Below are 24,561 nucleotides of genomic sequence, written 5' to 3' on the forward strand. Positions count from 1 at the left end.
GTACAAGGACTTTTTCTAAATTCAAAGAATTTAATCATATAATTCATTTGAAAGGAAAAGTAAGATGTATGATAAAAACTTTTAATAAATTGATACATAGTTATTCAGGTGAAGATTTATCATCTAAGGGATTTAGTTTAAGCTTAAAAACAGTGGATGGCAGTATGTATTATGAGAAAAGAATGAATGGTTTTTGATAAATATGTAAAGGATTACCAATTTAAACAATTATTTTTAAGTTAATGCAAGACGTTATTTAAACAGAAAAGGTCTTCCATAGCAGGAATATCTAAAAAGGAGGAAATCACCATCGTTAAGAAAAAAGTAGCAGTATCTTTTAGTGGTAAAGATTCAACATTGGCATTGCATGATCTTTTGCACTCTGATGAGTATGAAGTAGTTGTGCTTATTGCTTCTGTAACAGAGGGGTTTAATCGGACGAGTATTCATGGGGTTAGGGTCGAGTTATTAGAAGCTCAGGCAAAATCAATCGGACTACCTCTCCGAAAGATATGGATTCCAGAAAATTGTTCTAACGAAACGTATCAAGAGATCATGATTCAAGTAAATACAGAGTTAAAAGAGCAAGGGATTGATCATGTTGCTTTTGGAGATTTATTTCTTGAAGATGTACGTAAGTATCGTGAGGAAATGCTTAAGCCATTAGAAATAATTCCAATCTTTCCATTGTGGGGAGAAGGTACGACAAATGTACTTAATCGATTTTTGTCTCTAGGCTATAAAACGATTATTACTTGTGTGGATTTAACAAGATTGCCAGAAGAATTTTCTGGTAAAGAAATAAATGATCAATTTATTGAAGAACTTCCTGATGAGGTTGACCCTTGTGGCGAAAATGGTGAGTACCACTCTTTTGTTTTTGATGGTCCCATTTTTAAAATGCCTATAGAATTTCTTGTAGGAGAAATGAAGCTGACAGCGGATGCATATACAGGTGAAACTAGGTTCTGTTTTACTGACTTAATTCTTAAAGAAAAACATTAAAATTAAACCAAAATGAACAGTTTTACTAGTGTAATAGCTCAATTAATGCGTGGGTTATTTGCTTAATAACATAACCACCAGTAATACCGTGTGATTTGCTAAACTATTAAATTCCATATTTGTACTAGGTTGCCTGTCCAATCTACTTTCTAATATTTTGAATAAGTTATATTAAATATTAAGGAGGTGATTTACATGGCACTCTATCCAATTCGTTCACTTAATAATAATGTAGAGGAAAGACAAAGAACTTTTAATAGATTAGAAAATACTCAAGCAGAATTTCAAAGATTAGTAATTCGCGATTCACACAACGTTGCTGTTACTCAGACTGAAGCTCAAGGTTTAGTATTAGTACAAGCATCACTACAAGCTGCTATTGAGGCTGTGATTATTCTATTTGGGGATGATCCAAGAATTAGTCAATTACAAAGGGTTGCTCAATCCTTAGAAAACCTTCAATTACAATCACAAGCAGTTTGGATTGAAAATGCAGATGGGATTGTAGTAACACAAACTGAACTGCAACTTGAAGCTGTTATTCAAGCAGCAATTCAATTGTTAGCACAATTAGTAGCTAAAATCGGCTAATAATATTTGGAGAAGCATTGGACAAAGTATGTATGTCCTAACACCTTTTTGATTTTTTCAAATTTATTAGATGATTTTTTGCGGGATTTTATGACTTTTTTGAAGCTTTTGGTAGTCACTGATCTTCAAAAAGTTATCCTGATGTAGATTCTTTTTAATACCATCTTCTTTGTCAAAAACGACAAAAAAGATGGTATTTTAGTATTCTTCAACAACGATTCTGATTGTTAGTACAATAAAAAACTTCACAAGTATATGAAAACAGAAGAGTTGAAGAATTTTTTTAGATTAACTTTTCTAAAGTATATTGATGAATAAAGTATTTCTAATGGATTCATCTCATATAAATAGTGAATATCAAAATGTGTGTTTTTTTAATGAGGTGGAAATGTGTATTTTTTTAGAGATATTTCTAATGAGGTTCGATTAATTCAAAAAATGTTTCAAAAACATAAAAGTACTTTGAATTTCATTATAGTGTCTATGTTTGCTTGTATTGCAGCAATTTTGCAGGCTGCAGGTGCCTATTTACCAGGGATTGGATTATTTTTAAGTCCACTTGCTACTGCTTCTATTTTATTATGTTCGATGTTTTCCATTTCATCTGGGATAAAGTGTTATATTTTGACCATTTTATTATTATGTATCCTACAACCGACGGAACTAATGGTATTTCCTTTTACAACAGGGGTGTTGGGACTAGGGATTGGTTCATCTTTTTACTTTTTTAAGAAGAGAGTAAGTATTATTGCAACTGGTGCAATTCTATTATTTTTAGGCATTATGAGTCTATTATTTGTTTTTCACTTTCCTGTGTTAGGTCCAGGGGTTTCTGATTCCTTTTCAATTTTTACAACAGGAGGTATCTTTTTATTTGCTTTCCTTTATAGCTGGCTGTGGGTTGAAATAGGTTTGATTATTTTTAATAGAATAAAAATGATTTTTATCAACTAATTTTTTAATTCACCTGAGTCTTAGGAATGTAGTGGGGATAATGGGATACAGATTTTATTACATAGAAAATAAGTAAACCACGGGAGTGAATTACGCCCGTGGTCATTTTAATTTATTCATTGAATGATTTCAAAAATAGTTCCTTTGTTATAATCAGTTACTTTCATTGAGCCATAGACCCCTAAATATAAACTGGTTTGATTTAGATTTGTACCTAAACTAACATAAAATGATGATTGAGATCCAAAATCATATTCGGTTTGAATCACACTATAATCATTTTGTTTCCCATCAGGTCTTACTTTTGTATAAGCTAAAACCCCATGAGATTTCTGGGCTAAATCTGTAAACACAACGCTTCCAGTTAAACCTGGGATTCCATTTCCCATATACGGCTGGACTCCCGTTATTGCAATTCCTTCAAATTTATCAGGTCTTGAATCTTTATGAAAATAACTAGTTAAGGGCTGAAGTCGGTTACTTGAAAGTGATACTGATTCATTGTAAAAAGCAATTGTTTTCTCATCTGTTTTCGGTTGATCTGTGCATGGGCTGATAAAGGAAGTAGGTAAAGCACCTTCCCAGCCTCGCCATCCAAAGTTAATAAAACCCTCTTCATTAAGTTCAGAATTCATGGATGAAGCTTGAATAATTTGAGAAACGGGTATTGGTTTATATTGAACAAATGAATAAATTGACTCAACCAAATTCTGACCAACATTACCCGCATATTTAATATACTGCTGATAAACCTTCTGAAATGAAATGCCTGGTATATTGCGAACCCCTTTGACCATTACAGAGAGTGTTTGTTGGATTGATGTGGGCAGTTCATTAAAACGTGTGACTAAAGGTGGGGAATTGATGTTTGTATTCTGTTCTACATCAATTTCAATGATTTTACCTGCGATTTCGAGATTGTCCTGGCTTAAGTTAAATGGATCAAAGCCTGAACCACCATCTCCGTTTGTTAAAACAAGTCTCCCTGTTTCAGGTGAAAAATTTAAGCTATTAAAGCCATTATGATTAGAAAATGGCCTTCTTAAGTTCAGTAAGGTTCTTCTTTTTTGTGGCTGAGCATTTGATTGTAAAACCCATTCCTCAACTGTATCAATATGATCATATTGAGTTTCTCTATTCTCCCATTTAAGGTTTAAAGTTTTTGGGTCACATGGATTAGGTTTAAACGTTTTATGAAGAGCACCTGGACCTTGAGTTCCGGCTACCGAATAATGAAGATAAAACAGACCGTTTTGATAAAACTTGGGATGAAACGCTAGTCCTAACAATCCGCGTTCATCATAACCGCCATCAGCACCTAATTTCAAGACAAGCGGACGAATATCTAAAAAAGTCCTGATCTCTCCATTTCCTATGTAAAAGATCTCTCCAACCTGGGTTGCTATAAATAATCTTTCAATCGATTCACCTGGAAGTATAGTTGTTTTTAATACAGTCGGTAAATTAATCTTACTGACAAGGGGACGTAAACGAACCTTCACTTTTTGCACCAACTATACACCTCCTTAAACTTTTTTCTTCTATAAAAATATGATGAGAGCGGTTCTGTTAGTACCGATTAAGATTTTGACATGGCATTTATAGTAGCTAAAGATTAAAAGTGACTTAAGTGGAAGAGGGGTAAGTGATTAGTCCAATATAAAGATTGAAGTAAGTTTCGTTATCATTTACGATACAATTAACGAAGGTGTTTAGTTGAAGATTATTAAGGACGCAGCAAAAATTGGAGGATTAGTATGATTTCGTTTAAACAGGCTGAAAGTTATTTTAAAGACCGAATTGGTGAAGATACCAATGATATAAAAAAAGTTTGGGAAACATTTAAGAATTTCTGTCAGGAACCAGTTGAGGGAGAAGAGGAAAAAGAAATTCTAGTTCAATGTGGAGTATATGATTTTACTGGAGAAGAACTTTTTCATTTTGATTTTGTCCGTCAATTTACAGTTTATGATGAAGACGAATATTCTCATATGGAACAACTCCACTGTGAATTTTTATTTAATCCTACAGTTGAACTAAGAAATATTACGATAGAAGAATGGTCAATGGATTTTGTGAATCTAGACGATTTTTTTCATCATGTAGAGAACCTTCAAGAGTTTAAAATTCCTTTGAATTTGAAGGCGATAAAATTAGAAATATATCAGGAAGAAATTTAAGTTTTGATAAATTAACGAATAACCTAGCAATTTAATAGTTAGATTGTAGGAAGAACAAACAACAAGTAACTTCTAAGGAGAAACACATGAGTTTTCTTAAAAAAATATGTAAACAGTTTCTAAAAGGGAGATTAAAAGGCTTTGTAATTATGCAAGCATTTCTAGTCATACCGATAATTGCTTATTTCATTTTTACTTATACAAATGATGAAGTAAATTATTTTTACTGCGGACTTGCTTTTATTAATATAGCAATCATTATTTTATTAAGAAGTATTGAAAAATTTGTTTTGAAACAAAGTGGCTACATTGCTGACTTTATTCTATTTTTAATTCCCTTATATATGGGAATTGACTATATTATAAACTACTGAAATTATATCATTACATCATTGTGAAATTTGGGGGCAGTACATTGGAACAAGAAGTCGGATTAGAATATTTAAATACATTATTTGAAATCATTGGATTTTTGCTCATTATCATATTAGTAATCTATTTTCTAATTAAAGGTATTCGAAAAGGGAATGCACAAAAGCGAGATCAGAAAATAAATTAGCTTGAAAAGAGAATAGAGCGGCTTGAAAAACTTTTAGATAAAGAGTAAACAGAGAGTGCAAAACAACTTGAAATCATTTCGTAAACAAGCGATAGATGGTTGTACAAGAATTTCCTTCATAAAAAAGTGAATAGATTATTTCGAATTGATACAAACTAATTAAAAAAACATAATTGAGGGTGAGCACTTGAGTATCGAATTCGAAGTAGGAAAAGACTATGAAGAGGGTTCAATTCTAGATGTTTTGCATGATTTAGGGTTTCAAGATGATGGTAAGACATTCGCTAAGGATGGTAAGCGCTACAATTATGTAGGTTGCGATCGTTATCAAAGTTATGTGTTTTCGGTTACGATGAATCAATTATAAGGATAGCAAAAGAGAAACCTAAGTATAGGTTTCTCTTTTTGTGTTTGATGATTGTTTATGAAGTTAAGTCTTCTCTAGTACACAATTCTAATGAGAGTGCAAATTCGGTTACTTCTTCAGATACAGCGTTTTTCCAAATCCATTGAAATAAATTATTCTTGTGAAGAATACCGTTTACGATACCATTTCCTAATTTATCTCTCATATCAATAAAGGTCTTTGCCTCTTTTTCTGATCTGATCGACACTTTTAATTCGTTAATTAATTTCTCTGCAAATGCTATTTTTGATACCATTCGTGGTTGGTTTTTGTAAGTCCCTGTACTCATTATATTTTTGTATAAAAGTAGTTCTTTTTCTTCGTCTTCTAATTGTTTAATAAAATCTACACGTAAAGTCGTGGCCCAGGCTACTTGTTTTTCACTACCAATCAAAGCAGGTAAGCCCATTTCATTTGAGATTTCCATTGAATAGTCATTCTTTTTCTGTTTATAATTCTCAAATTCTGCATTTCTACAATCGTAACATTTTTTCAAAAAAATCTTTTCAACATAAAATTCATTATAGACTAATTGATCATCCAGCTTTATTTTCCCCGGGTGTCCACAAATATAAGTTCCATTGTACCAATTCATATTGTTTATACCTCCTCCAATATTCATATTCTTCTTATGAGTATTGACGAGAGATATTGGTTTCATAATGTTTTACAAAAGATTTTTTCTATTTAATCAATTTCGACTTGCTAATGTTGAGCCTGTTTGAATATATAATTCCATTTCTTCCTTAGGAACCATACTGCCACCAGTTCCCCAAATAATATGAGTCGCATTCTGCATTTTTTCTGTTAGATTATGCTTGAGTATATAGTCCGTATTTTCGTTACATAATTTTACTGGCCCAATCATACCTGCAAGAGCAGAAGGTTCTAAAAAGATATTTTCTGTATCAAGAAGTTCTTTTAGTAATAAATATAATTGTTCATCACTCACTGTATAATTCCCACTTAAGAATGGTTCGATTGTTTTACCGACAAAACCAGAGGCTCTGCCAACTGCAAGTCCATCGGCGGCAGTGATATTATCGATGCCGACATCCTGTACCGAAATTTGATCATGTAAACCTGTCATTAAACCAAGTAGCATACACGGTGAATGAGTCGGTTCAGCAAAGAAACAGTGAACATTGTCTTGGAACATTAATTTTAATCCGAATGCGACTCCACCAGGACCACCACCGACTCCGCATGGAAGGTAAACAAATAAAGGATGTTCTTGATCTACTTTGACTTGTAAAGCTTCTAATTGCTTACTTAAACGAGAAGCGGCTACCGCATATCCTAAAAAGAGATCATGGGAATTTTCATCATCAATAAAGTGACATGTTTGATTATTTGCTGCCTGTAATCTACCTTCTTCAACGGCTTTACTATAATCCGCCTCATATTCAATGACTTCAACCTGTTTACTTCTAAGTAAGTCTTTTTTCCATTGCTTCGCATCGGCTGACATATGAACTGTCACTTTGAACCCTAATTGTGCACTAATGATGCCAATACTAAGTCCAAGATTTCCAGTTGAGCCTACTGCGATTGAAAATTGTGAAAAGAAATGACGAAACTTATCACTATGTAAGATCGAATAATCTTCATCAATTGTTAACATGCCATGTTGAAGGGCTAATGATTCAGCAGTTTTGAGTACTTCATAAATGCCACCTCTAGCTTTAATCGATCCTGAAATAGGAAGGTGGCTATCACATTTTAGTAATAATTCTCCAAATATTTGTTGATCGTATGTTCTTTCTAACGATTTTTTCATTGAAGGAATTTTTACTAATGGAGACTCAATAATCCCATCTGATTTTTCTGTTTCAGGGAAGGCTTTTTTTATATATGGCGCAAATCTTTGTAAGCGAACTTCTGCATCTTTTACATCCTCTTGAGTGAGAGGGGATTTTTTGATTGCAGTTTGAAATTGTTCAATATTCGGATTCACCCAAAATACTTCTTGCAGAGAAATGAGGTTGTTCAGTAAAGGGTGTTCGTTTTTTAATGCTTGAATTTCAATTTCTTTCATCAGTTGTTCCCCCAATATAATTTTTCTATTTATTTTATTCTTTTAGGAGTGTGGATACACCTTTATTAGTTTTTCAGTAATTAATGTATGTCTTGTTTATGGAAATTTGTTAAGCGTGGTAATCGTTTGTTCATTAAATAAAAGGGGGAAGTAGATGATTATGGTGGAAAAGAACTTAGTTAATTGTGGAGTATAGATGAGGTAAATTGTTTGAAATAAAAAACAAAGTCAGAACCTAAAAAGGTTCTGACTATTTTTGGTTCAATTATGCTTTTTGAACGTTTGTAGCTTGTGGGCCACGTTGACCTTGCTCAACTTCGAAAGTTACAGCTTGGCCTTCGTCTAAAGATTTGAATCCATCAGTTTGAATAGCTGAGAAATGTACGAATACATCGTCTCCGTTTTCGCGCTCGATAAATCCAAAACCTTTTTCTGCATTAAACCATTTTACTTTACCATGTTCCATTTAAAAAAGCCTCCTTGTGTGCTCTGCACACGAATTAATATCTTTATATTACCAGTTATTGTCAAGATAAGCAAATCGCCTACAATCTTTTACTATAATTGGTTTAACTTCACCTATCTATGAATTGAAAAATTCATGATTCATTGGCCATAGATGCTTAAGGATTTGTTGACCAAAGCCCAGCTGATTTTACAAAAACTCTACGATTAAGTTTTAAACTTGAAACGATTAAATCAGCTAAGTCTTCAGGGTGCATAACGTTTTCTTCATTACCTTTAACAAGATTTGTATCAATTGCCAAATCTGTTACTACCGTACTAGGTGTTAAAGCCGTTACACGGATATTATGCTTTCTTACTTCAAGCATAAGCGATTCTGTAAGACCTAAAACAGCGAATTTAGAAGCACTATATGCACTTGTAACCGGAGCACCTTTTTGACCAGCAGATGAAGCGATATTGATAATATCACCAGTTTTATGCTCAATCATACCTGGAAGTACTGCTCTTGTTACATTATATACACCCATTAAGTTAACTTGGATGATTTTTTCCCACTCCTCAGGCGTTAATTCAAGAAACCCACCAAATTTAGCAACACCTGCGTTATTGATTAAAATATCAATTGAACCAAGATCGGATTTGATATGTTCAACAGCATGAGTAACTGACTCAAGATCGGTTACATCTGCAACTGCGGCAGAAACATTTACATCATATTGTGAAAGTTCAGCAGCTACCTTTTCAAGATTAGGCATGTTTAAGCCAATCAATCCTAAATGAACACCTTCTTTAGCTAACGCGATTGCAGTAGCGCGGCCAATCCCTCTACCTGCTCCTGTAATGATTGCAGTTTTTCCATTTAAAGAATTCATTTCATCACTCCTATAAATTAAAAATATTGTTAAATCATACCAAAAGTAAATTCTAATTACGAATAGAATGACTCCCATCTGCTTTAAAAGAAGGGCGCAGTTTCATTACAACTAGTTCGCGACTTATATTTTTTGTAATTTAGTGTACATTAATCATTAGTATAAGACCGGTTATATCCAGAAGAAGTTTTTAAATGTCTTTTTAGGTTAGCACAAGCTTTATTTCTGTTGTTTTAATAATAATGAAATCATTGTGAAGTATTGTTAAAAGTCATAAAATTGTCGGAATTGGTTGAGATAGAGTGAATCTATCAGGTAATAAAAATTAAGGTAAAAATATTAATTAGATTGCTGCATTACATGCTAAAAGGAGTTGTCTTCATTATGAAGAAGTATTATAGAAGATGCATTTTATTTGTAACAATACTTTCTAGCATTTTTAATTGGAATGATCGTACTCCTTTTAAGGATGGTTTGATAAATGAAGAGAAGGTGGTTAAAGATACGATGAGTACTTCTTTCTATGTAGATCCGTCGATTGACCTTTCTAGTAATCAGTTCATTTCAATTATCATTGAATTTAAAACAAAGCCAGCAAAGATTGCTGTTTTGGAAGCTGAGGCCGAGGGAAAGCAGTTAACATTGGAAGAAGCAACAAAACAGGTTGAGGAAAGTCATGAATTATTTCAGAAGGAACTGAAGACATTACTTGATGATCATCAAATTCCATATTCTATTAGACATACGTATAAGACTGTCCTTAATGGTGTATCAATGGATTTACCTGCAATGGAAATAAAAAGATTATTACAATCAACTGTTATCGAAAAAATCTATCCAAACAGAAAAATTCACCTAACACCTCCAATTGCACCGTTTAATCAATTGTAAAAGTGGAAACGAAGAAAAAAGACGTAATTCATTTTTTTACTTGTTGGTATAGAAATATTCACCGATATTACTCAAATAAAGGGGAGTATTAAAAAGGTTTATTAATTATTAAAAATCTGTATCAAACATTATCGTTTCAATTGCTTTACGTAATGATACTCGTGAAATTCATGCAATTACACCACAAAATGAAATATCAATTATTCTACTAAACACTTTAAAATAACTTTATAATAAGGGGGGAGTACTTACTAGAGTAGGGAGCTTGCTTTGTAACTTTGAATGAACTCCTAGTAGCGTAATCTACATGAGCTTTTTTAAGCCATTCTCTTATTTATTTGATGTACTTAAAAGTTTTGGTAAATTAGATCATCAAAAAGTTAGTTATATGTCAGCTAGTCTCCTATTCTACAAAAATACATATAAAAAGATAAAAGGTTCGATACATATGAGGGGTTCTTCGGTCAAACTTTGGTTAGCGTAAACCATTGGGATTTGAAAGACAAGGAGGAATAATCATGTTTGAATTTGATGCAAATATAGAACAATTAGCGAAAATAAAGGTCATCGGTGTTGGCGGTGGAGGAAACAACGCCGTGAATCGAATGATAGAAGATGGAGTTGAGGGCGTAGAATTTATTGCCTTTAATACAGATGCCCAAGCACTTAAACAATCAAAAGCCAGTATCACAATGCAAATTGGTGCTTCGCTTACTAGAGGGTTAGGAGCAGGTGCAAATCCGGAAATAGGAAAAAGAGCTGTAGAAGAAAGTAAAGATCAAATTGAAGAAGTGTTAGCAGGCGCAGATATGGTATTCGTAACAGCTGGTATGGGCGGTGGGACAGGCACTGGTGCTGCTCCAGCAATCGCGAAAATTGCCCGCAATCTTGGTGCGCTAACTATAGGGGTTGTCACTCGTCCGTTTAAATTTGAAGGCAAGAAGCGTGCAACAAACGCAGAGGGTGGAATAAAAGCACTTAGAGATGCGGTGGATACGCTTATTATCATTCCGAACGATCGCTTATTAGAGCTAGTAGATAAAAAGACACCAATGCTAGAAGCGTTCCGTGAAGCGGATAATGTACTTCGCCAAGGGGTTCAAGGGATTTCCGATTTAATTGCTGTACCGGGATTAATCAATCTGGATTTTGCTGATGTAAAAACGGTCATGTCACATAAAGGAACAGCCTTAATGGGAATTGGTATAGCAAAAGGTGACGGTCGTGCGATTGAAGCGGCTAAGAAAGCGCTCAATAGTCCATTACTGGAAACATCGATCAATGGCGCACATGGTGTAATCATGAACATAACTGGCGGTCACAATTTAAGTCTGTTTGAAGTACAAGAAGCAGCAGATATCGTTGCTTCTGCTTCCCACGAGGAATTAAATATGATCTTTGGCTCGGTAATTGATGAGAACTTAAAAGATGAAATTATCGTAACTGTCATTGCCACTGGGTTTACAGAGCAAAAGGATGCACCAATCAAAACTGCTCCTCAGCCTAGGGCGGAGGAAGTATCTAGATCATATCAAAGGGAACAACGTCCACAATATGAACCAATCAACCGTAGCGAAAGGGTTCAAGTACAAGAATATGATCGTTATGAATATGAACCAATCAACCGAAACGAACGAGTTCAAGAATATGACAGATATCAATATGAACAACCAAATCGTAATGAACGTGTGCAAGAATACGAAAGACCACAACGCGTCACTCGTAGCGAACAACAAGAATATGATCGTTACATAGAACAGCCAGAAGAATCTTCATATATCCCAGCGTTCTTACGTAAACGAAAAAGACAACAATGATTGAATAAAAAAGCTGATTTCTATTTTTGGAAATCAGTTTTTTTGTATTTTATAAGTTTGCTATGTTCGGGGGGCTAGTAAGAAAAAATCACATAATGAAAATAAAATTCATAAATAAGTCACAAGACATTCAAGAGATTCCTTCCAACCTTACTTATTTACATGATGAAATATAAAAAATAGTTAGGAGGAGGAAAATGAATTATGTCTTTTATTGATGATATTCTGCCACATGCACAGCGCATTCAAAAAGAATTTAATATTCTAGCATCAATCATCCTTGCGCAAGCTATTCTTGAATCAAATTGGGGGAAAAGTAGACTAGCTATAAAGGGAAAGAATTTGTTTGGTATAAAGGGTTCTTATTTGGGTGAGTCCGTCACAATGAGAACTGCCGAATACAATGCTAAAAAAGAAAAATATTACGTTGATACAGCATTTAAAAAATATCCTTCCTGGTATGATTCACTTTATGATTTAGCAATTTTATATCAAAACGGGGTTAGCTGGGATCGTAATAAATATAAAAAGGTAGTTGGAGAAAAGGATTATAAAATAGTAGCACAATTCATTCAAGAAGCGGGTTATGCAACTGATCCTGATTATGCAAGTAAGCTGATAAAGGTCATTCAAGTAAATAATCTAACTCGATATGATATTGTGTCTTATCCATTATTGAAGTTTGGTTCTAGAGGCGTTAATGTTGAAAAAATCCAACGATTATTAGACGTAAAAGTAGATGGAATTTTTGGAGTAAATACATTAACTGCTGTAAAAGCTTTTCAAAAAGAAAAGGGCTTGGTAGAAGATGGAAATGTTGGAAAAGATACATGGGAGAAAATGAGTATGCTAAATTAAAAACCCTATTCTGATAATTGAATAGGGCTTTCTTATTTACTTAAGTATTCCATTCAACGGCTTTAGACTGTAGTATTCCAAAGCTTGATTGACTAAATCAATATCATATATTTTTTTCTCTAAACAGAACTGAATGACTAAATCGCTCGTATCACTGTCTGATAAGGAGTAACCGGCAGTGCTTAATAGTTCTTCAAATTCAAGTTCGTTTAGTTCAAGCGCTAATGCTAGAGCAATAATGGTATTTTTCTTTGGAAGATAGTTTGGATTGGAGCGGATTTTTGAAAAGTGTTTTCTATCAATTCCCGCCTTTTTATAGATCACTGGATCACTAGTATTTTTTTGGTCAATAAATCGAAACAGACATTCGCTTAGTGTTGGTTTACGTTTATTATTTATAAAATCTTCTAATTCCACGGAGTGAAGATCGATACGTTCTTCTTGGAGACTATATTGGTATTCTTCTAAAACATGAGATGAGAAGGGAAGTAAATGGTTATCAATATACTCCTTTAATTCTTTTAAAATCTCTTTAGTAAGCATTTGAATCTTTTACCCTCCTAGAAATGTCGCTTCACAGGCGACCAAATCATGAATGAATTTCGTTACTATTATAACATCAAGGCACAGGAGGATGATGAGAATGAATCGTAATAAGACAGAAATTATTTTTTTACTAGACAGAAGTGGATCAATGGCGGGACTTGAAAGTGATACAATCGGTGGATTTAACGCATTTATTGAAAAACAATGTAAGCTAGAAGGGGAAACTTTTCTGACAACCGTGCTTTTTGATGACCAATATGAGATTTTATGGAATGGTATTCATGCGAACAAAACAAAGTTAACTGAAGAAGAGTATTTCGTTAGAGGTACAACGGCATTATTGGACGCAGTAGGAAAGACGATACTTGATGTTGGATATAGATTGACAAAAACAAGTGATGACGAAAGACCGGGAAAAGTAATTTTTGTTATTACAACAGATGGAATGGAAAATGCGAGTAGCGAATTTACTAATAGTAAAGTACAAGAACTGATTAAACACCAACAAGAAAAATACAATTGGGAATTTATTTTCATGGGAGCAAATATTGATGCAGCTAAAGAAGCAGAAAGTATTGGGATTACAAGGGAAAATGCCTATCATTTTGAAGCTTCTGAAGAAGGGGTCGATTCCATGTACAATATCATTTGTGAGGCTGTATCTGAGAAAAGGATGAAATGATAAGAAACTAGATATATAAGAGGAACAAGAGAGAGTTGAGAGCATGAATCTTAGCTCTCTTTTTGCATGAAATATTTTTTAGTAGTACTAGTCTGCTAGCGTCTTAGTTCATTTGTGATGGAATACAATGGATAGTAAACAGCACTTCAATTTATATTAAGAGGTGAGACATCATGTTTTCTGTTACAGAAATACGTGATTTCGAAATGTTTTCATTGTCCCATATTGTTACACTCATTTTATTCTTAATAACTTTTTTCGCTTTAATTTATTACAGAAAGACACTTCAGCCATACAAAAAAACAATTAAATGGGTACTTTTTAGTATGCTGCTCCTTAGTGAGGTTTCCTTGCATTTATGGTTAATTGTGACAAAGCAATGGGACGTTAGTAATCTTCCAATCCAACTTTGCTCCATTAGTACTTTTTTAGCACTATTCTTATTCCTCAAAAGGAATGATAAAGTGTTTAACTTGTTATTTTTTATTGGTATTTTTCCTCCTATTTTAAGTATGGTTACACCTGAGATTGGTTACCATTTTCCTCATTTCCGTTTCATAAAATATTTCCTACATCATTCAGCGATTCCATTGGCAGTTTTGTATTTTATTCTTTTTGAAGGCTACAGAGTTCCTAAGAAAGCCATTTTATATAGTTATGTATGTGTGAACATAATTGCCGTACCAGTTTTTTTCTTGAATCAGCAGCTTGACACAAACTTTTTCTATTTAGCGAGCCCAACCGATTCAAAAACAATATTATCATTTTTGGGCAGTGGAATCATGTATTATATTAATCTCGAAATCATTGCTATTTTTGTTTTTATCATTACGTATATTCCTATGGGCATGTTACAAAGAAGGAAAAGAGAAAATGGATGATTTGTTTTAGGATTCTACTAACCAGGAAGAAATCAGTAGAACATAAAATATTCTCATATTTTTTTTATCTGTTTTCTTGATCCGATTGTCATTAGCCATATTGAAGATTCATTCATGCATTTGTTTGATTGCAGTATTCTTATAAAGCAGGAAGTATAAAAACATAGTTCATAAAAAAGGGTACTAGATTTATATCTAGTACTCTTCTTCGTCTTATCTCAACAAGATATATAAATTTTCCCAGCCAATAATTCTATCTCAGTATTTATTAAATAAAAAATATATTTAAAGAATAAAACGAATTTTAGAATATTGAAGAATTTCTATGATGAACCTTATCAACATTAGGATCCAAACTAAAAAAACGTAGACACTAGAATATGAATATGTGTTCACGGATGACCTTCCATCTATTGTAAAATAATTAAAAAATCATTATACTATTTTTAATCTGAATTTATAGATTAGTTGAAAAATGAAACGTTTTACAGAGAGAAAAAACTAGTAGGAACAGATTTAATTTCACAAAGGGGAGAATTTCGATGTATAACATGATGAAAAAGTGGAATCAAATAAGTCTGGTAAAACAAATAGCTATTGGTTTAATTATTGGTATTATCTTGGCTATAACAATTCCAGAGGTAGCAAAACCTGTTACCATATTAGGCTCTTTATTTGTAGGTGCATTAAAAGCAATTGCACCTGTTTTGGTACTGTTCTTAGTTATGTCAGCCATCGCGCAGCATAAGAGTGGTCAACAAACAAATATGAAATCTGTTATTATTCTATATCTTTTAGGAACTTTTTTAGCCGGTCTAATTGCAGTAATTGTAAGTTTTATGTTTCCTGTAGGTTTGACACTTACAAAAGGAGTTGAGGAAGTAACGGCTCCTGGTGGTGTAACAGAGGTTCTTAAAGGTTTACTGTTGAACATCGTTGATAACCCAGTAAAAGCTATTTTTAATGCAAACTATATCGGTATTCTAGCTTGGGCAATACTTCTTGGTTTGACATTAAAGAATGCCTCTGACACGACAAAAACTATGATATCTAATTTCTCAGATGCAGTTTCTAAAATGGTTACATGGGTAATTAAGCTTGCACCATTAGGAATCATGGGGTTAGTCATCGAGTCTATCACGACAAACGGAATTGAGTCTTTACTAAGTTATGGAAAATTACTTTTCGTTTTGATCGGTTGTATGCTTCTAGTGGCTCTTGTTGTCAATCCAATTATCGTATTTATTGCTATAAGGCAGAACCCATATCCATTAGTATTTAGATGCTTAAAGGAAAGCGGTATTACAGCATTCTTTACTCGTAGTTCTGCTGCAAACATACCAGTAAATATGAAATTATGTGAAAAACTAGGATTAGATAAAGATACATATTCTGTATCAATTCCACTAGGTGCGACCATCAATATGGCTGGTGCAGCTGTTACAATTTCTGTTTTGACACTTGCAGCGGTTCATACTCTTGGGATTCAAGTAGACATCCCTACAGCAATCATCTTAAGTGTTCTGTCAGCAATATGTGCTTGTGGAGCTTCAGGAGTTGCTGGAGGTTCCTTATTACTGATTCCTCTGGCATGTAGCCTATTTGGAATTCCAACTGATGTTGCCATGCAGGTAGTTGGTGTAGGCTTTATCATTGGTGTTTTACAAGATTCCTTTGAAACTGCTCTAAATTCATCAACAGATGTACTTTTCACTGCAACTGCTGAATATAAGATGCAGATAAAGGAAGGGAATAAAGTTAATATCAATAAAATAGCATAAGAAGGGTGCCCTCTATCTGGCGGTAGGGGGTGCTTTTTTATTTACAATCTGCACGGTGAGGATATAAGAAATGATATGTAGCTATTACTTTTGAGGAAATCATAAATTAACATGATACGATGAACTGTATCATGTTAATCTGGTATTTTTACATGGATAGAATGATTCTGCTGCTAATTCAAAATAGAGAAGTTTAAAAATGTAATTACATTAAAACGATACAGGATTACCTAGACATTATTTTGTGTTAAGATACTCTAGCAGATCTTGTCCACATGTTAGGTATTCAAGTTAGATTGTGAAAAGTTTACGGCCTTATCATATCTAATAAGTTGAATATCTATCTTTGCCTATTAATTCTGGACAATCTTGGTAATCTAAATTGTTCCACTGCTTCTTCCAGAGTTTCAGCGCCTTCGTTATGTTGTTCAGTTGATTCTAAAACACTGTCTCTGATTCTACTATCTCGGACCTTAATCCCTTGCTGACCACCTAATTCATCATTGTTTCTACCAGCAATACCACTTCTACCATTGCCATCTGCAAATTGTGATCTATTATTTGCAGTTGAGCTATGGTCGACCGCTATTTGGCCGCCTTGGTTAGCGTTAGCCCCAACATTTCTTAGAATCTGGCCACCACCTTCAGCTCTTTGTTCGATATTGTCGCCAATATGAAAGTGGTATTCAACATTTATCTCAATCTTTTTTCCCAAAAAGATCATTCCTCCTTTTTCTTTCTATAATAAAATATTCAATATTTTTAGTTTGGATTAGACAGATTGATAGAGAGTAGACTATTTTTATATTTTTTTAATAGAATTAAGATAGATCATTAGAGAAGTTAACATAGATGAAGTATGCTTAAACAGAAAATATGGTAGTATATGGATAAATGTAATCGTTTTTATAAGGAGAAAATGTATGGACTTAATTGAAAATCAAAAAAGATTCTTTGAAAAATATAAAATAGATGAACAAGAATTTGGGCAGTATGCTTTAGGATGGGCCAACTATATTGACATATATCAGGATTACTTAGCTGAAATACCGAATCTTGAAACAGTCGCTTCATTTATATCAGAAATACTTCGAAAAAATCCTCAAATTCATACAGTGAAATCGAGAATAAAATATCCTGAGCATCTAATCGAAAAGATTATTCGTAAAACAATAAAAGGTAAAAAAAGCGACCCTTCATATGAAATAAATGTATCAAATTATAAGTCTGAAATAGGGGATTTAATTGGAATAAGAGCCCTACATTTATACAAGCATCAAGCTGCAGACATCGATCAAACAATTCGAATGAATTGGAACTTACATGAAAAAGCAACAATCTATCATCGTCTTGGAGATTTAACAAATGAACAATATATTGATCAAGAAAACTTTCAATTTTTAGTTCACGATGCCGGTTACAGGTCTTGGCATTATGTCATCAAATCGCAAATGACAAAAGTGAACTATTTAGCAGAAATACAAGTACGAACGATTTTTGAAGAAGGGTGGAGCGAAATCGACCATCAGCTAAGATATCCATATGACTTGGATAATAAAATATTAAATGAGCAGCTGTTAATCTTAAATAGGATTTCCGGTGGTGCTGATGAATTAGTAAATGCCATCCTTCACACGAAAATGAGTATATATCAACAAGAACAAGAAAAAGAAAATCGAGATCAACAAATTAAGGAGTTACTAAAAGAGATTACTGTTTTATCTGAGGAAGGAAAACTAAGTGCAGATGAAAAAGGATCTTTAGAAAAAAAGCTAATGAAATTAGAAGAGACTCAAGTAGTTAAGGATTTTAGTAATTTATATAATTATCGATCAATTGAGAGTCATTTGAATCCGAGGACAATGCCTTGTGATGATAATTGAAATAATGTACAACCCTCTTTTACAATGTAGAAGAGGGGTTATTTTTATTCCATTTAAAAGAAAGATCACAAAGAAATAGAATAAATATAGCAGCCTCCAACCATACTAAACTTGAATTACTTACATGGAGGTGCGCGAAATGACTTTCCAAAATCGCGGAGAAGGAAATCCTGAACATCATATTGACCCCAATAAATTACAAATCGTAGCAGTTCGAAAAAATGGTGATGGGGACATATCGGAAGTGAAGTTCCAAAATGGCGAAACAGCAACAATCGAACAAGCCATTGTCATGGCAGAGCAGGATTTAATTGAAGATGTAAACACAGGTACAACACGAGGACATCAACATAAAACGCTTCGTTCGTATCCTGATGGAGATCCGTCTAATAACTTGAGTAATTTACCATCATTTTAAAGATAAAAGAGTCACGATTAAACGTGGCTCTTTTTATGTTACGATGCGTAAGATTATCGAAGCCTGGTTGATAAGATTAAATTCATACAGAACTGTAAACAAAAAGACCCTGAAAACTAGTTTCAGGGTTCTTTCTATTTGCTTATTTTACTACTACTTTTGTTACTTTACTTACATTTCCTGCTTTATCTTTAGCAGTGAAGTACAGGATTGTACCAGACTTTTGTTTAGAGATTTTGAAAGTAAACAATCCTTTTTTATTGCTAATTGTTTTATAAACTTTCTTACCAACCTTTAATTGTACAGAAGAACCTACTTCTGCCTTACCTACTAAACTAGTAGTAGTACTAGTTACTTTTGTCACCAATACAGGTGCAGTTGGAGCAGTTTTATCAACTACTTTTGTAGTTACTGTAGGGCTAGTATTGCCACCTTTGTCTACTGAAGTTACAGATAAAGTAGTTCCAGCTTTTAAAGTTTTAGTTAATGTCACTGTGTATGTTCCTTTATAGTTAGCGTTTGCTGTGCCAACTACAGTTTTGCCAGATTTAACAGTTACTGTTGTACCTGCTTCTGCTTTTCCAGTAACTTTCATGTCATTGTCGTCTACTTGATTAACTACAGGTTTTGCCGGCGGGATAACATCCTTAACCTTAACTTGTGCATTACTTACATTTAATTTAGCGTCACTTGCAATCACATTAATTGTTGTTCCAGCTTTTTGAACTGGAATTTCTACTGTAAAGCTTCCATCTGTAGAAGCAGTAGTTGTACCTATTACTTTTCCATTTGCTTGCACTTTAACTAAAGCATCAGCAAAAGCTTTCCCTGTTACCTTTGTTGATTTGTTTGTCACTTCACCAACAACAGGAGTAGCCGGAGTTACCTCTACAAGTTGAACTCTGCCTTCAACAGTTGAGCTAACTGGTCCTTTAAATGATTTGAAATAATTAACAAAACCATCTAAATCTACAATACTTGTCACACGGTTTGTCCCAGATTTCAGGATCGTAAAGCCGTCACCACCATCAGCCATAAAGTTATTTACAGTGATTGAATATTCTTTAGTTGGATCGATTTTAGATCCATCTGGTAGATAAATATCAAGTATTTTCTTTCCGTAATCATTCTTATCCGTCCAAGTATAGTGAAGACCAGCGATTGCCATGATCTTGTTATAACTTGGAGGAGCATTGAATTGTTGATTTAATAAAGTTCTTACTTGCTCTCCAGTAATCTTCATCGTAACTAAATCGTTACCGAATGGTTGAACTTTGAATAAATCTCCCCAAGTAATTGTTCCTTTTGGTAGTGGGTTACGAATACCACCAGCATTCATGAATGCAAAATCTGTATTTGTTGTTGCTTTCATTCCGTCAGCAATAAAGTTACCAAGTGCTGACTCACCACTTGCATTAGCTGCGTTAGTTAAAATATCTGCTGTTTCACCCATTACTTGACTTGTAATTGGTTGGATATCAGCTTTATAACCATCAAGCTCAGCTTTAATTTTTGCATCAGGTGTAATTTTGCTATGTAGAGTATCAACAATCTCAGCCTTTGCTTCTACGATATCTTGTGTAGCTGGATCAATTGTTAATTCAACATCCGAGAATGCTGTTCCATAAGACCATGATTGTACTAGAAGCTTACCATTTACTTTTGCGTTTAAAAGTTTATGATCATGTGCACCAAAAATTACGTCAACTGAAGCGTCTGTTGCATTTGCTATGTCGACAACTCTTCCAGTTGCATTTGATCCGTCTGCTTGAGAAGAACCAGGATTATGTGCAAGAACGACAATTGACTTAACACCTTTATCCGTTAATTCTTTTGCATATTTGTTAATAGCCGCAACTTCATCTGTAAATTTAACACCTTCAACACCTTTTGGTGATACAATCGTTGGTGTTTCAGTTGTTACAACCCCAATAAATCCGATCTTAGCTCCACCAACTTCTTTTACTACATATGGAGGTAAAATAGGTTCATTTTTATCATCTACTACGTTAGCTACCACATAGTCCATTGTTGAACCAGTAAACTTGCCATATTTTGCTTCATATTTCTCTGTTTTCGGGTTGCTTCCGCCATAGATTAGACGCTTCATTTCAGCAACGCCTTCATCAAATTCATGGTTACCAATTGTACCTACATCAAATCCAAGTTCATTCATAAAACGAATCGTAGGCTCATCTTGTAATAATGCAGAAACAGGAGGACTCGCTCCAACAAGGTCACCAGCTTGAATCATTAGAGTATTAGCAGGGTTAGTAGCTTCTCTTTCTTTTAAGTATGCAGCTAAATACTCGATACCACCAGAGTAATCAACTACTTTACCAGTTGAATCTTTAATAGATCTCCAAGTATCAAGCTGACCATGATAGTCGTTAATGCCTAATAATTGAACATGAATGTCTCCGTTTGTATCCGCTTTCACAGATTGAGGGAAAATATTTAGTGGAGCCATTGTAATGGCTAATGCAGCTACTAGAGAACCATTAAACAGTTTCCACTTAGTGTTTTTTGAATTCTTTCTATTCACACGTTTTCCACCTTTCGACAAAATATTTTGTATTGCAAGAATATTTTACTAGTATTAAAGCTAGATTAATAGACTTTTTTGAATTATTTTTTTGTAAAATATTTGTTTAGGTGGAAGTCTGATTAAAAATTTAATTCGTTAAAAGCAGTAGTACATGTAAAAAATGCGTTGTTTTTTATATTATGAATAGACTAGGCCCAGATGGAGATCGGACTAATAATTTGAGTAATTTACTATTATTTTAGAATCCTAAAGAAAAACCCCCTTATAAATAAGGGGGGCCATTGATTAAGCATTAAAATTAAAATAATTAGCAGCATTTTCATAAGAAATTGCTTTTACCATATTTCCAAGAAGTTCGAAGTCATCAGGAACTTCTCCTCTTGAGTGCCATTCCCCGATTAGATCACACAAGATTCGGCGGAAATATTCATGCCGTGGATAGGATAGGAAGCTTCTTGAATCTGTTAGCATGCCAACAAAGTGATGTAAAATACTATTTTCTGCGAGTGTCGTTAACTGTTTGCGTATGCCACTTCTTGTGTCATTAAACCACCATGCTGAGCCAAGTTGTAGTTTAGCCAAACTGTCTTTTTGAAAACAGCCTATTATGGTTGCTAATACTGGGTAATCATTTGGATTTAATGAATAAAGAATTGTTTGTGGTAACATATCTTTTTGTTCAAGATGGTTTAAAATTGCAGCTAGATTTTGAGCTAAGGAACGATCACCAATACTGTCAAATCCAGAGTCTGGTCCAAGTGTTTCGAGCATTTTGAGGTTATTGTTTCTTTGTGCATTTATATGGAGCTGCATTGTCCAGTTGTATTGATGATATTGTTCTACTAAATGCGTTAACGTTACCGTTCGATAGATTGATAGTTCATCAGTTGATAAATCCTGATTTTCTAGTGCTTTCTTAAATATTGAAGCAGCTTGATCTTTGGTTCCTTCTTTAAAAACTAGCGTATCAAGTGCATGATCTGAAAGTCTGGAACCATTTTTGTGAAAATAGTGGACACGGGTCGATAATGCTGTAAGAAATTGGTCATAGTTTTGAATTTTGCTATTAATGCTAGATTCTAATTTCGCTAGCCAATTCGTAAATTCAGGGGCTTCAATTTGCAAAGCTTTATCTGGGCGGAATGCTGGTAAAACTTGTGTGAACATTTCTTCTTTCTTTAATTTTTGGTGAAATTCAAGTGAGTCAACTGGATCATCTGTTGTACATAATGTATCAATATTGAATTTAGCTAAAATTGTTCGTGGCTGTAAGTTCTTTAACTGTTGATTTGCTTCATTCCAAATGTCCGGTGCGGTAGTCGGAGTTAGTAAAATATCAATCTGAAAATATCTTTTTAATTCTAAATGAGTCCAAACGTACAGAGGATTTCCTATTATTTTAGGAACGGTTTCTGCCCAGGCTAGAAATTTATCATAGTTGCTAGCATTTCCTGTAATATGTGACTCGGGAATGCCATTTGCACGCATTAATCTCCATTTATAGTGATCACCTGCAAGCCAAATATCAGTTAAATCTTTAAACGGTTTATTTTCATAAATTGTTTGTGGGTCTAGGTGACAGTGATAATCAATGATGGGAGCATTCTTCGCATAGGTTTCATATAGCTCTTGTGCTAGTGGTGTTGATAGCAGATAGTGATCATTTAGAAAAGTCATTTTGTGTTCCTCCTTGTTTTACAATGTAACACCTGTTTTAAATATGGCTAGCTCGCGGATATTGTTTTGTTCATTTTTCGTGAAGTTTCCGTTGGCAACACCAATTAGATAGGAGATGAATTCATCCAGCACAGCATCCATTGGTTTTGTAAGTAATTGGCCTGCATCAAAATCCATCCAGTTGTTTTTCCTTGTAAACAAATCTGTATTGGAAGCGACTTTTATCGTAGGAACAAAACCGCCAAATGGTGTTCCGCGACCCGTTGTAAATAAAACCATATGACTTTCAGCAGCAGCTAAGGCAGTAGTAGCAACTAGGTCATTTCCTGGTGCTTGAAGGAGGTTTAATCCTTTTTCTTTTAATGTTTCGCCATATTTGAGCACATCGATAACAGTCGACGATCCTGCTTTTTGTATACAGCCAAGCGATTTGTCTTCTAACGTACTAATTCCTCCATCTTTGTTACCAGGAGAAGGATTTTCATTTACTGTTTCTCCGTTTGTTAAGAAATAAGCTTTAAAATCATTTATTAAAGCGACGATTTTATGAAAAACAGCTTCATCCTTCGCTCGTGACATTAAGATTCGTTCGGCCCCAAACATTTCAGGCACTTCGGTTAGAATGGTTGTGCCGCCTTGTGAAATCAAAAAATCAGAAAATGCACCTAATAGTGGATTCGCTGTGATACCTGAAAAACCATCAGAACCACCACATTTTAATCCGATTTTTAATTCAGAAAGAGGTATTTCCTCACGAGTATCGAATTTTGCCACCGAAAAAATATCTTCAAGTAAATTAACACCAGCTTCAATTTCGTCTTCATGTTCTTGTGCGATTATAAATTTAATCCGTTCATCATCAAATTGACCGATCGCTTTTTTAAATTCTTGAATTGTATTGTTTTCACAGCCAAGACCAAATACAAGGACGCCGGCAGCATTTGGGTGATTTGTTATATTTTTTAAAATCGTTAGCGTATTCATATGGTCATCGCCTAGTTGAGAGCAACCATATGGGTGTTTTAGTACGGAAATATTGTCTATGCCAGTTAGGTCTGGGTTTCTTTCTTTAAATAGATTAATAGTTTGTTCTGCCACACCATTCACACAACCAACAGTAGGAACAATCAACAAATCGTTTCGAATACCGACTTTTCCATTTTTGCGACGATATCCTTGGAAGGTAAGATTTTTTCTTTCATATGTATTGGTGCGAAGTTCCTGGTTAAAAGTATAGGCTTCTTCAGCGTCTAAATTTGTTTTCAAATTATGAGTATGAATCCACTCACCTTGTTTGATCGGTTTTGTAGCATGTCCAATGGGGTAGCCATACTTAATGACAGGTGAATTTTCATTTATATCAATTAATGAGATTTTATGACCTTGTTTAATATCCTCTTTGACCACCAATTTCTTACCATTTATATAAAGCTCTTCACCAGCTTGAAGGGGATGAAGTGCGACAGCGACATGATCAATCGAATGTAGTTGCATACATTTATTCAT

General features: G+C 34.0%; 25 protein-coding genes. 15 read left to right on the forward strand and 10 right to left on the reverse strand.

Annotation, left to right across the window (positions count from 1 at the left end):
- The first annotated feature begins 309 nt into the window (after positions 1 to 309).
- The 3 genes from CAB05_RS05175 (at position 310) to CAB05_RS05185 (ending at position 2,550) form a co-directional block, all read left to right on the forward strand.
- Complete coding sequence (locus tag CAB05_RS05175; RefSeq protein WP_087998774.1) at positions 310 to 1,005, forward strand: Dph6-related ATP pyrophosphatase; 696 nt, start codon at positions 310 to 312, stop codon at positions 1,003 to 1,005.
- Between the two features lie 195 nt (positions 1,006 to 1,200).
- Positions 1,201 to 1,596: a spore coat protein gene (locus tag CAB05_RS05180; RefSeq protein ID WP_087998775.1), complete on the forward strand. Its 396-nt coding sequence runs from the start codon at positions 1,201 to 1,203 to the stop codon at positions 1,594 to 1,596.
- A gap of 390 nt (positions 1,597 to 1,986) precedes the next feature.
- Positions 1,987 to 2,550 carry a hypothetical protein gene (locus tag CAB05_RS05185; protein WP_087998776.1) on the forward strand — a complete coding sequence of 188 codons (564 nt, stop codon included), beginning with the start codon at positions 1,987 to 1,989 and terminating at the stop codon, positions 2,548 to 2,550.
- Positions 2,551 to 2,666: 116 nt separating this feature from the next.
- On the opposite strand, the gene CAB05_RS05190 is transcribed toward CAB05_RS05185, so the two are convergent.
- Positions 2,667 to 4,061 carry a PQQ-dependent sugar dehydrogenase gene (locus tag CAB05_RS05190; protein ID WP_087999533.1) on the reverse strand — a complete coding sequence of 465 codons (1,395 nt, stop codon included), beginning with the start codon at positions 4,059 to 4,061 and terminating at the stop codon, positions 2,667 to 2,669.
- A 246-nt stretch (positions 4,062 to 4,307) separates the two neighbouring features.
- Between CAB05_RS05190 and CAB05_RS05195 the strand changes: the two genes are divergently transcribed.
- The 4 genes from CAB05_RS05195 (at position 4,308) to CAB05_RS05205 (ending at position 5,656) form a co-directional block, all read left to right on the forward strand.
- On the forward strand, positions 4,308 to 4,730 hold the full coding sequence (locus CAB05_RS05195) for a hypothetical protein (protein WP_087998777.1): 423 nt from the start codon (positions 4,308 to 4,310) through the stop codon (positions 4,728 to 4,730).
- Between the two features lie 86 nt (positions 4,731 to 4,816).
- Positions 4,817 to 5,104 carry a hypothetical protein gene (locus CAB05_RS05200; RefSeq protein ID WP_087998778.1) on the forward strand — a complete coding sequence of 96 codons (288 nt, stop codon included), beginning with the start codon at positions 4,817 to 4,819 and terminating at the stop codon, positions 5,102 to 5,104.
- Positions 5,105 to 5,145: 41 nt separating this feature from the next.
- A complete protein-coding gene (locus CAB05_RS22035) occupies positions 5,146 to 5,289 on the forward strand; it encodes a hypothetical protein (RefSeq protein ID WP_158093179.1) in 144 nt (47 codons plus the stop codon).
- A 187-nt stretch (positions 5,290 to 5,476) separates the two neighbouring features.
- Positions 5,477 to 5,656 carry a hypothetical protein gene (locus tag CAB05_RS05205; protein WP_087998779.1) on the forward strand — a complete coding sequence of 60 codons (180 nt, stop codon included), beginning with the start codon at positions 5,477 to 5,479 and terminating at the stop codon, positions 5,654 to 5,656.
- A 55-nt stretch (positions 5,657 to 5,711) separates the two neighbouring features.
- Here CAB05_RS05205 and CAB05_RS05210 read toward each other — a convergent pair whose 3' ends face one another.
- The 4 genes from CAB05_RS05210 to CAB05_RS05225 form a co-directional block, all read right to left on the reverse strand.
- Positions 5,712 to 6,290, reverse strand: coding sequence for a hypothetical protein (locus tag CAB05_RS05210; protein WP_087998780.1), 579 nt, complete (start codon positions 6,288 to 6,290; stop codon positions 5,712 to 5,714).
- Between the two features lie 96 nt (positions 6,291 to 6,386).
- Entirely contained in the window at positions 6,387 to 7,733 is a 1,347-nt protein-coding gene (gene dsdA, locus CAB05_RS05215) for a D-serine ammonia-lyase (protein ID WP_087998781.1), read from the reverse strand.
- A gap of 265 nt (positions 7,734 to 7,998) precedes the next feature.
- Positions 7,999 to 8,199, reverse strand: a complete 201-nt coding sequence (locus CAB05_RS05220) for a cold-shock protein (RefSeq protein ID WP_087998782.1) — start codon at positions 8,197 to 8,199, stop codon at positions 7,999 to 8,001.
- A gap of 157 nt (positions 8,200 to 8,356) precedes the next feature.
- The gene (locus CAB05_RS05225; RefSeq protein WP_087998783.1) at positions 8,357 to 9,073 is read right to left on the reverse strand and encodes a 3-ketoacyl-ACP reductase; all 717 of its coding nucleotides are present in this window, start codon (positions 9,071 to 9,073) and stop codon (positions 8,357 to 8,359) included.
- A 384-nt stretch (positions 9,074 to 9,457) separates the two neighbouring features.
- Between CAB05_RS05225 and CAB05_RS05230 the strand changes: the two genes are divergently transcribed.
- The 3 genes from CAB05_RS05230 to CAB05_RS05240 all read left to right on the forward strand — a co-directional run bounded on the left by CAB05_RS05230 (position 9,458) and on the right by CAB05_RS05240 (position 12,639).
- Complete coding sequence (locus tag CAB05_RS05230; RefSeq protein ID WP_235821371.1) at positions 9,458 to 9,964, forward strand: protease inhibitor I9 family protein; 507 nt, start codon at positions 9,458 to 9,460, stop codon at positions 9,962 to 9,964.
- A 518-nt stretch (positions 9,965 to 10,482) separates the two neighbouring features.
- Positions 10,483 to 11,781 carry a cell division protein FtsZ gene (gene ftsZ / locus CAB05_RS05235; RefSeq protein WP_087998784.1) on the forward strand — a complete coding sequence of 433 codons (1,299 nt, stop codon included), beginning with the start codon at positions 10,483 to 10,485 and terminating at the stop codon, positions 11,779 to 11,781.
- A 204-nt stretch (positions 11,782 to 11,985) separates the two neighbouring features.
- Positions 11,986 to 12,639, forward strand: a complete 654-nt coding sequence (locus CAB05_RS05240; RefSeq protein ID WP_087998785.1) for a glucosaminidase domain-containing protein — start codon at positions 11,986 to 11,988, stop codon at positions 12,637 to 12,639.
- Between the two features lie 36 nt (positions 12,640 to 12,675).
- Here CAB05_RS05240 and CAB05_RS05245 read toward each other — a convergent pair whose 3' ends face one another.
- Entirely contained in the window at positions 12,676 to 13,182 is a 507-nt protein-coding gene (locus tag CAB05_RS05245) for a hypothetical protein (RefSeq protein WP_087998786.1), read from the reverse strand.
- Between the two features lie 100 nt (positions 13,183 to 13,282).
- Here CAB05_RS05245 and CAB05_RS05250 point away from each other — a divergent pair, with 100 nt between their 5' ends.
- The 3 genes from CAB05_RS05250 (at position 13,283) to sstT (ending at position 16,529) form a co-directional block, all read left to right on the forward strand.
- Positions 13,283 to 13,867 carry a vWA domain-containing protein gene (locus CAB05_RS05250; protein ID WP_087998787.1) on the forward strand — a complete coding sequence of 195 codons (585 nt, stop codon included), beginning with the start codon at positions 13,283 to 13,285 and terminating at the stop codon, positions 13,865 to 13,867.
- A gap of 173 nt (positions 13,868 to 14,040) precedes the next feature.
- Positions 14,041 to 14,748 (forward strand): YwaF family protein, encoded by a 708-nt coding sequence (locus tag CAB05_RS05255; RefSeq protein WP_087998788.1) that lies wholly within the window; start codon positions 14,041 to 14,043, stop codon positions 14,746 to 14,748.
- Positions 14,749 to 15,290: 542 nt separating this feature from the next.
- On the forward strand, positions 15,291 to 16,529 hold the full coding sequence (gene sstT, locus CAB05_RS05260; RefSeq protein ID WP_087998789.1) for a serine/threonine transporter SstT: 1,239 nt from the start codon (positions 15,291 to 15,293) through the stop codon (positions 16,527 to 16,529).
- A 340-nt stretch (positions 16,530 to 16,869) separates the two neighbouring features.
- Here the strand turns inward: sstT and CAB05_RS05265 are convergent, their stop codons facing one another.
- Positions 16,870 to 17,244: a hypothetical protein gene (locus CAB05_RS05265; protein ID WP_087998790.1), complete on the reverse strand. Its 375-nt coding sequence runs from the start codon at positions 17,242 to 17,244 to the stop codon at positions 16,870 to 16,872.
- A gap of 208 nt (positions 17,245 to 17,452) precedes the next feature.
- On the opposite strand from CAB05_RS05265, the gene CAB05_RS05270 reads away from it, so the two are divergent.
- The gene (locus CAB05_RS05270; RefSeq protein ID WP_087998791.1) at positions 17,453 to 18,412 is read left to right on the forward strand and encodes a RelA/SpoT-related domain-containing protein; all 960 of its coding nucleotides are present in this window, start codon (positions 17,453 to 17,455) and stop codon (positions 18,410 to 18,412) included.
- Positions 18,413 to 18,551: 139 nt separating this feature from the next.
- Positions 18,552 to 18,830 carry a DUF3892 domain-containing protein gene (locus CAB05_RS05275; protein ID WP_235821372.1) on the forward strand — a complete coding sequence of 93 codons (279 nt, stop codon included), beginning with the start codon at positions 18,552 to 18,554 and terminating at the stop codon, positions 18,828 to 18,830.
- A gap of 142 nt (positions 18,831 to 18,972) precedes the next feature.
- On the opposite strand, the gene CAB05_RS05280 is transcribed toward CAB05_RS05275, so the two are convergent.
- The 3 genes from CAB05_RS05280 to CAB05_RS05290 all read right to left on the reverse strand — a co-directional run bounded on the left by CAB05_RS05280 (position 18,973) and on the right by CAB05_RS05290 (position 24,561).
- The gene (locus tag CAB05_RS05280) at positions 18,973 to 21,375 is read right to left on the reverse strand and encodes an Ig-like domain-containing protein (protein ID WP_158093180.1); all 2,403 of its coding nucleotides are present in this window, start codon (positions 21,373 to 21,375) and stop codon (positions 18,973 to 18,975) included.
- A 288-nt stretch (positions 21,376 to 21,663) separates the two neighbouring features.
- A complete protein-coding gene (gene uxaC, locus CAB05_RS05285) occupies positions 21,664 to 23,055 on the reverse strand; it encodes a glucuronate isomerase (protein WP_087998792.1) in 1,392 nt (463 codons plus the stop codon).
- An 18-nt stretch (positions 23,056 to 23,073) separates the two neighbouring features.
- Complete coding sequence (locus CAB05_RS05290; protein WP_087998793.1) at positions 23,074 to 24,561, reverse strand: UxaA family hydrolase; 1,488 nt, start codon at positions 24,559 to 24,561, stop codon at positions 23,074 to 23,076.

The organism is Gottfriedia solisilvae (genome assembly GCF_002128405.1).
Lineage (GTDB): Bacteria > Bacillota > Bacilli > Bacillales > Bacillaceae_G > Gottfriedia > Gottfriedia solisilvae.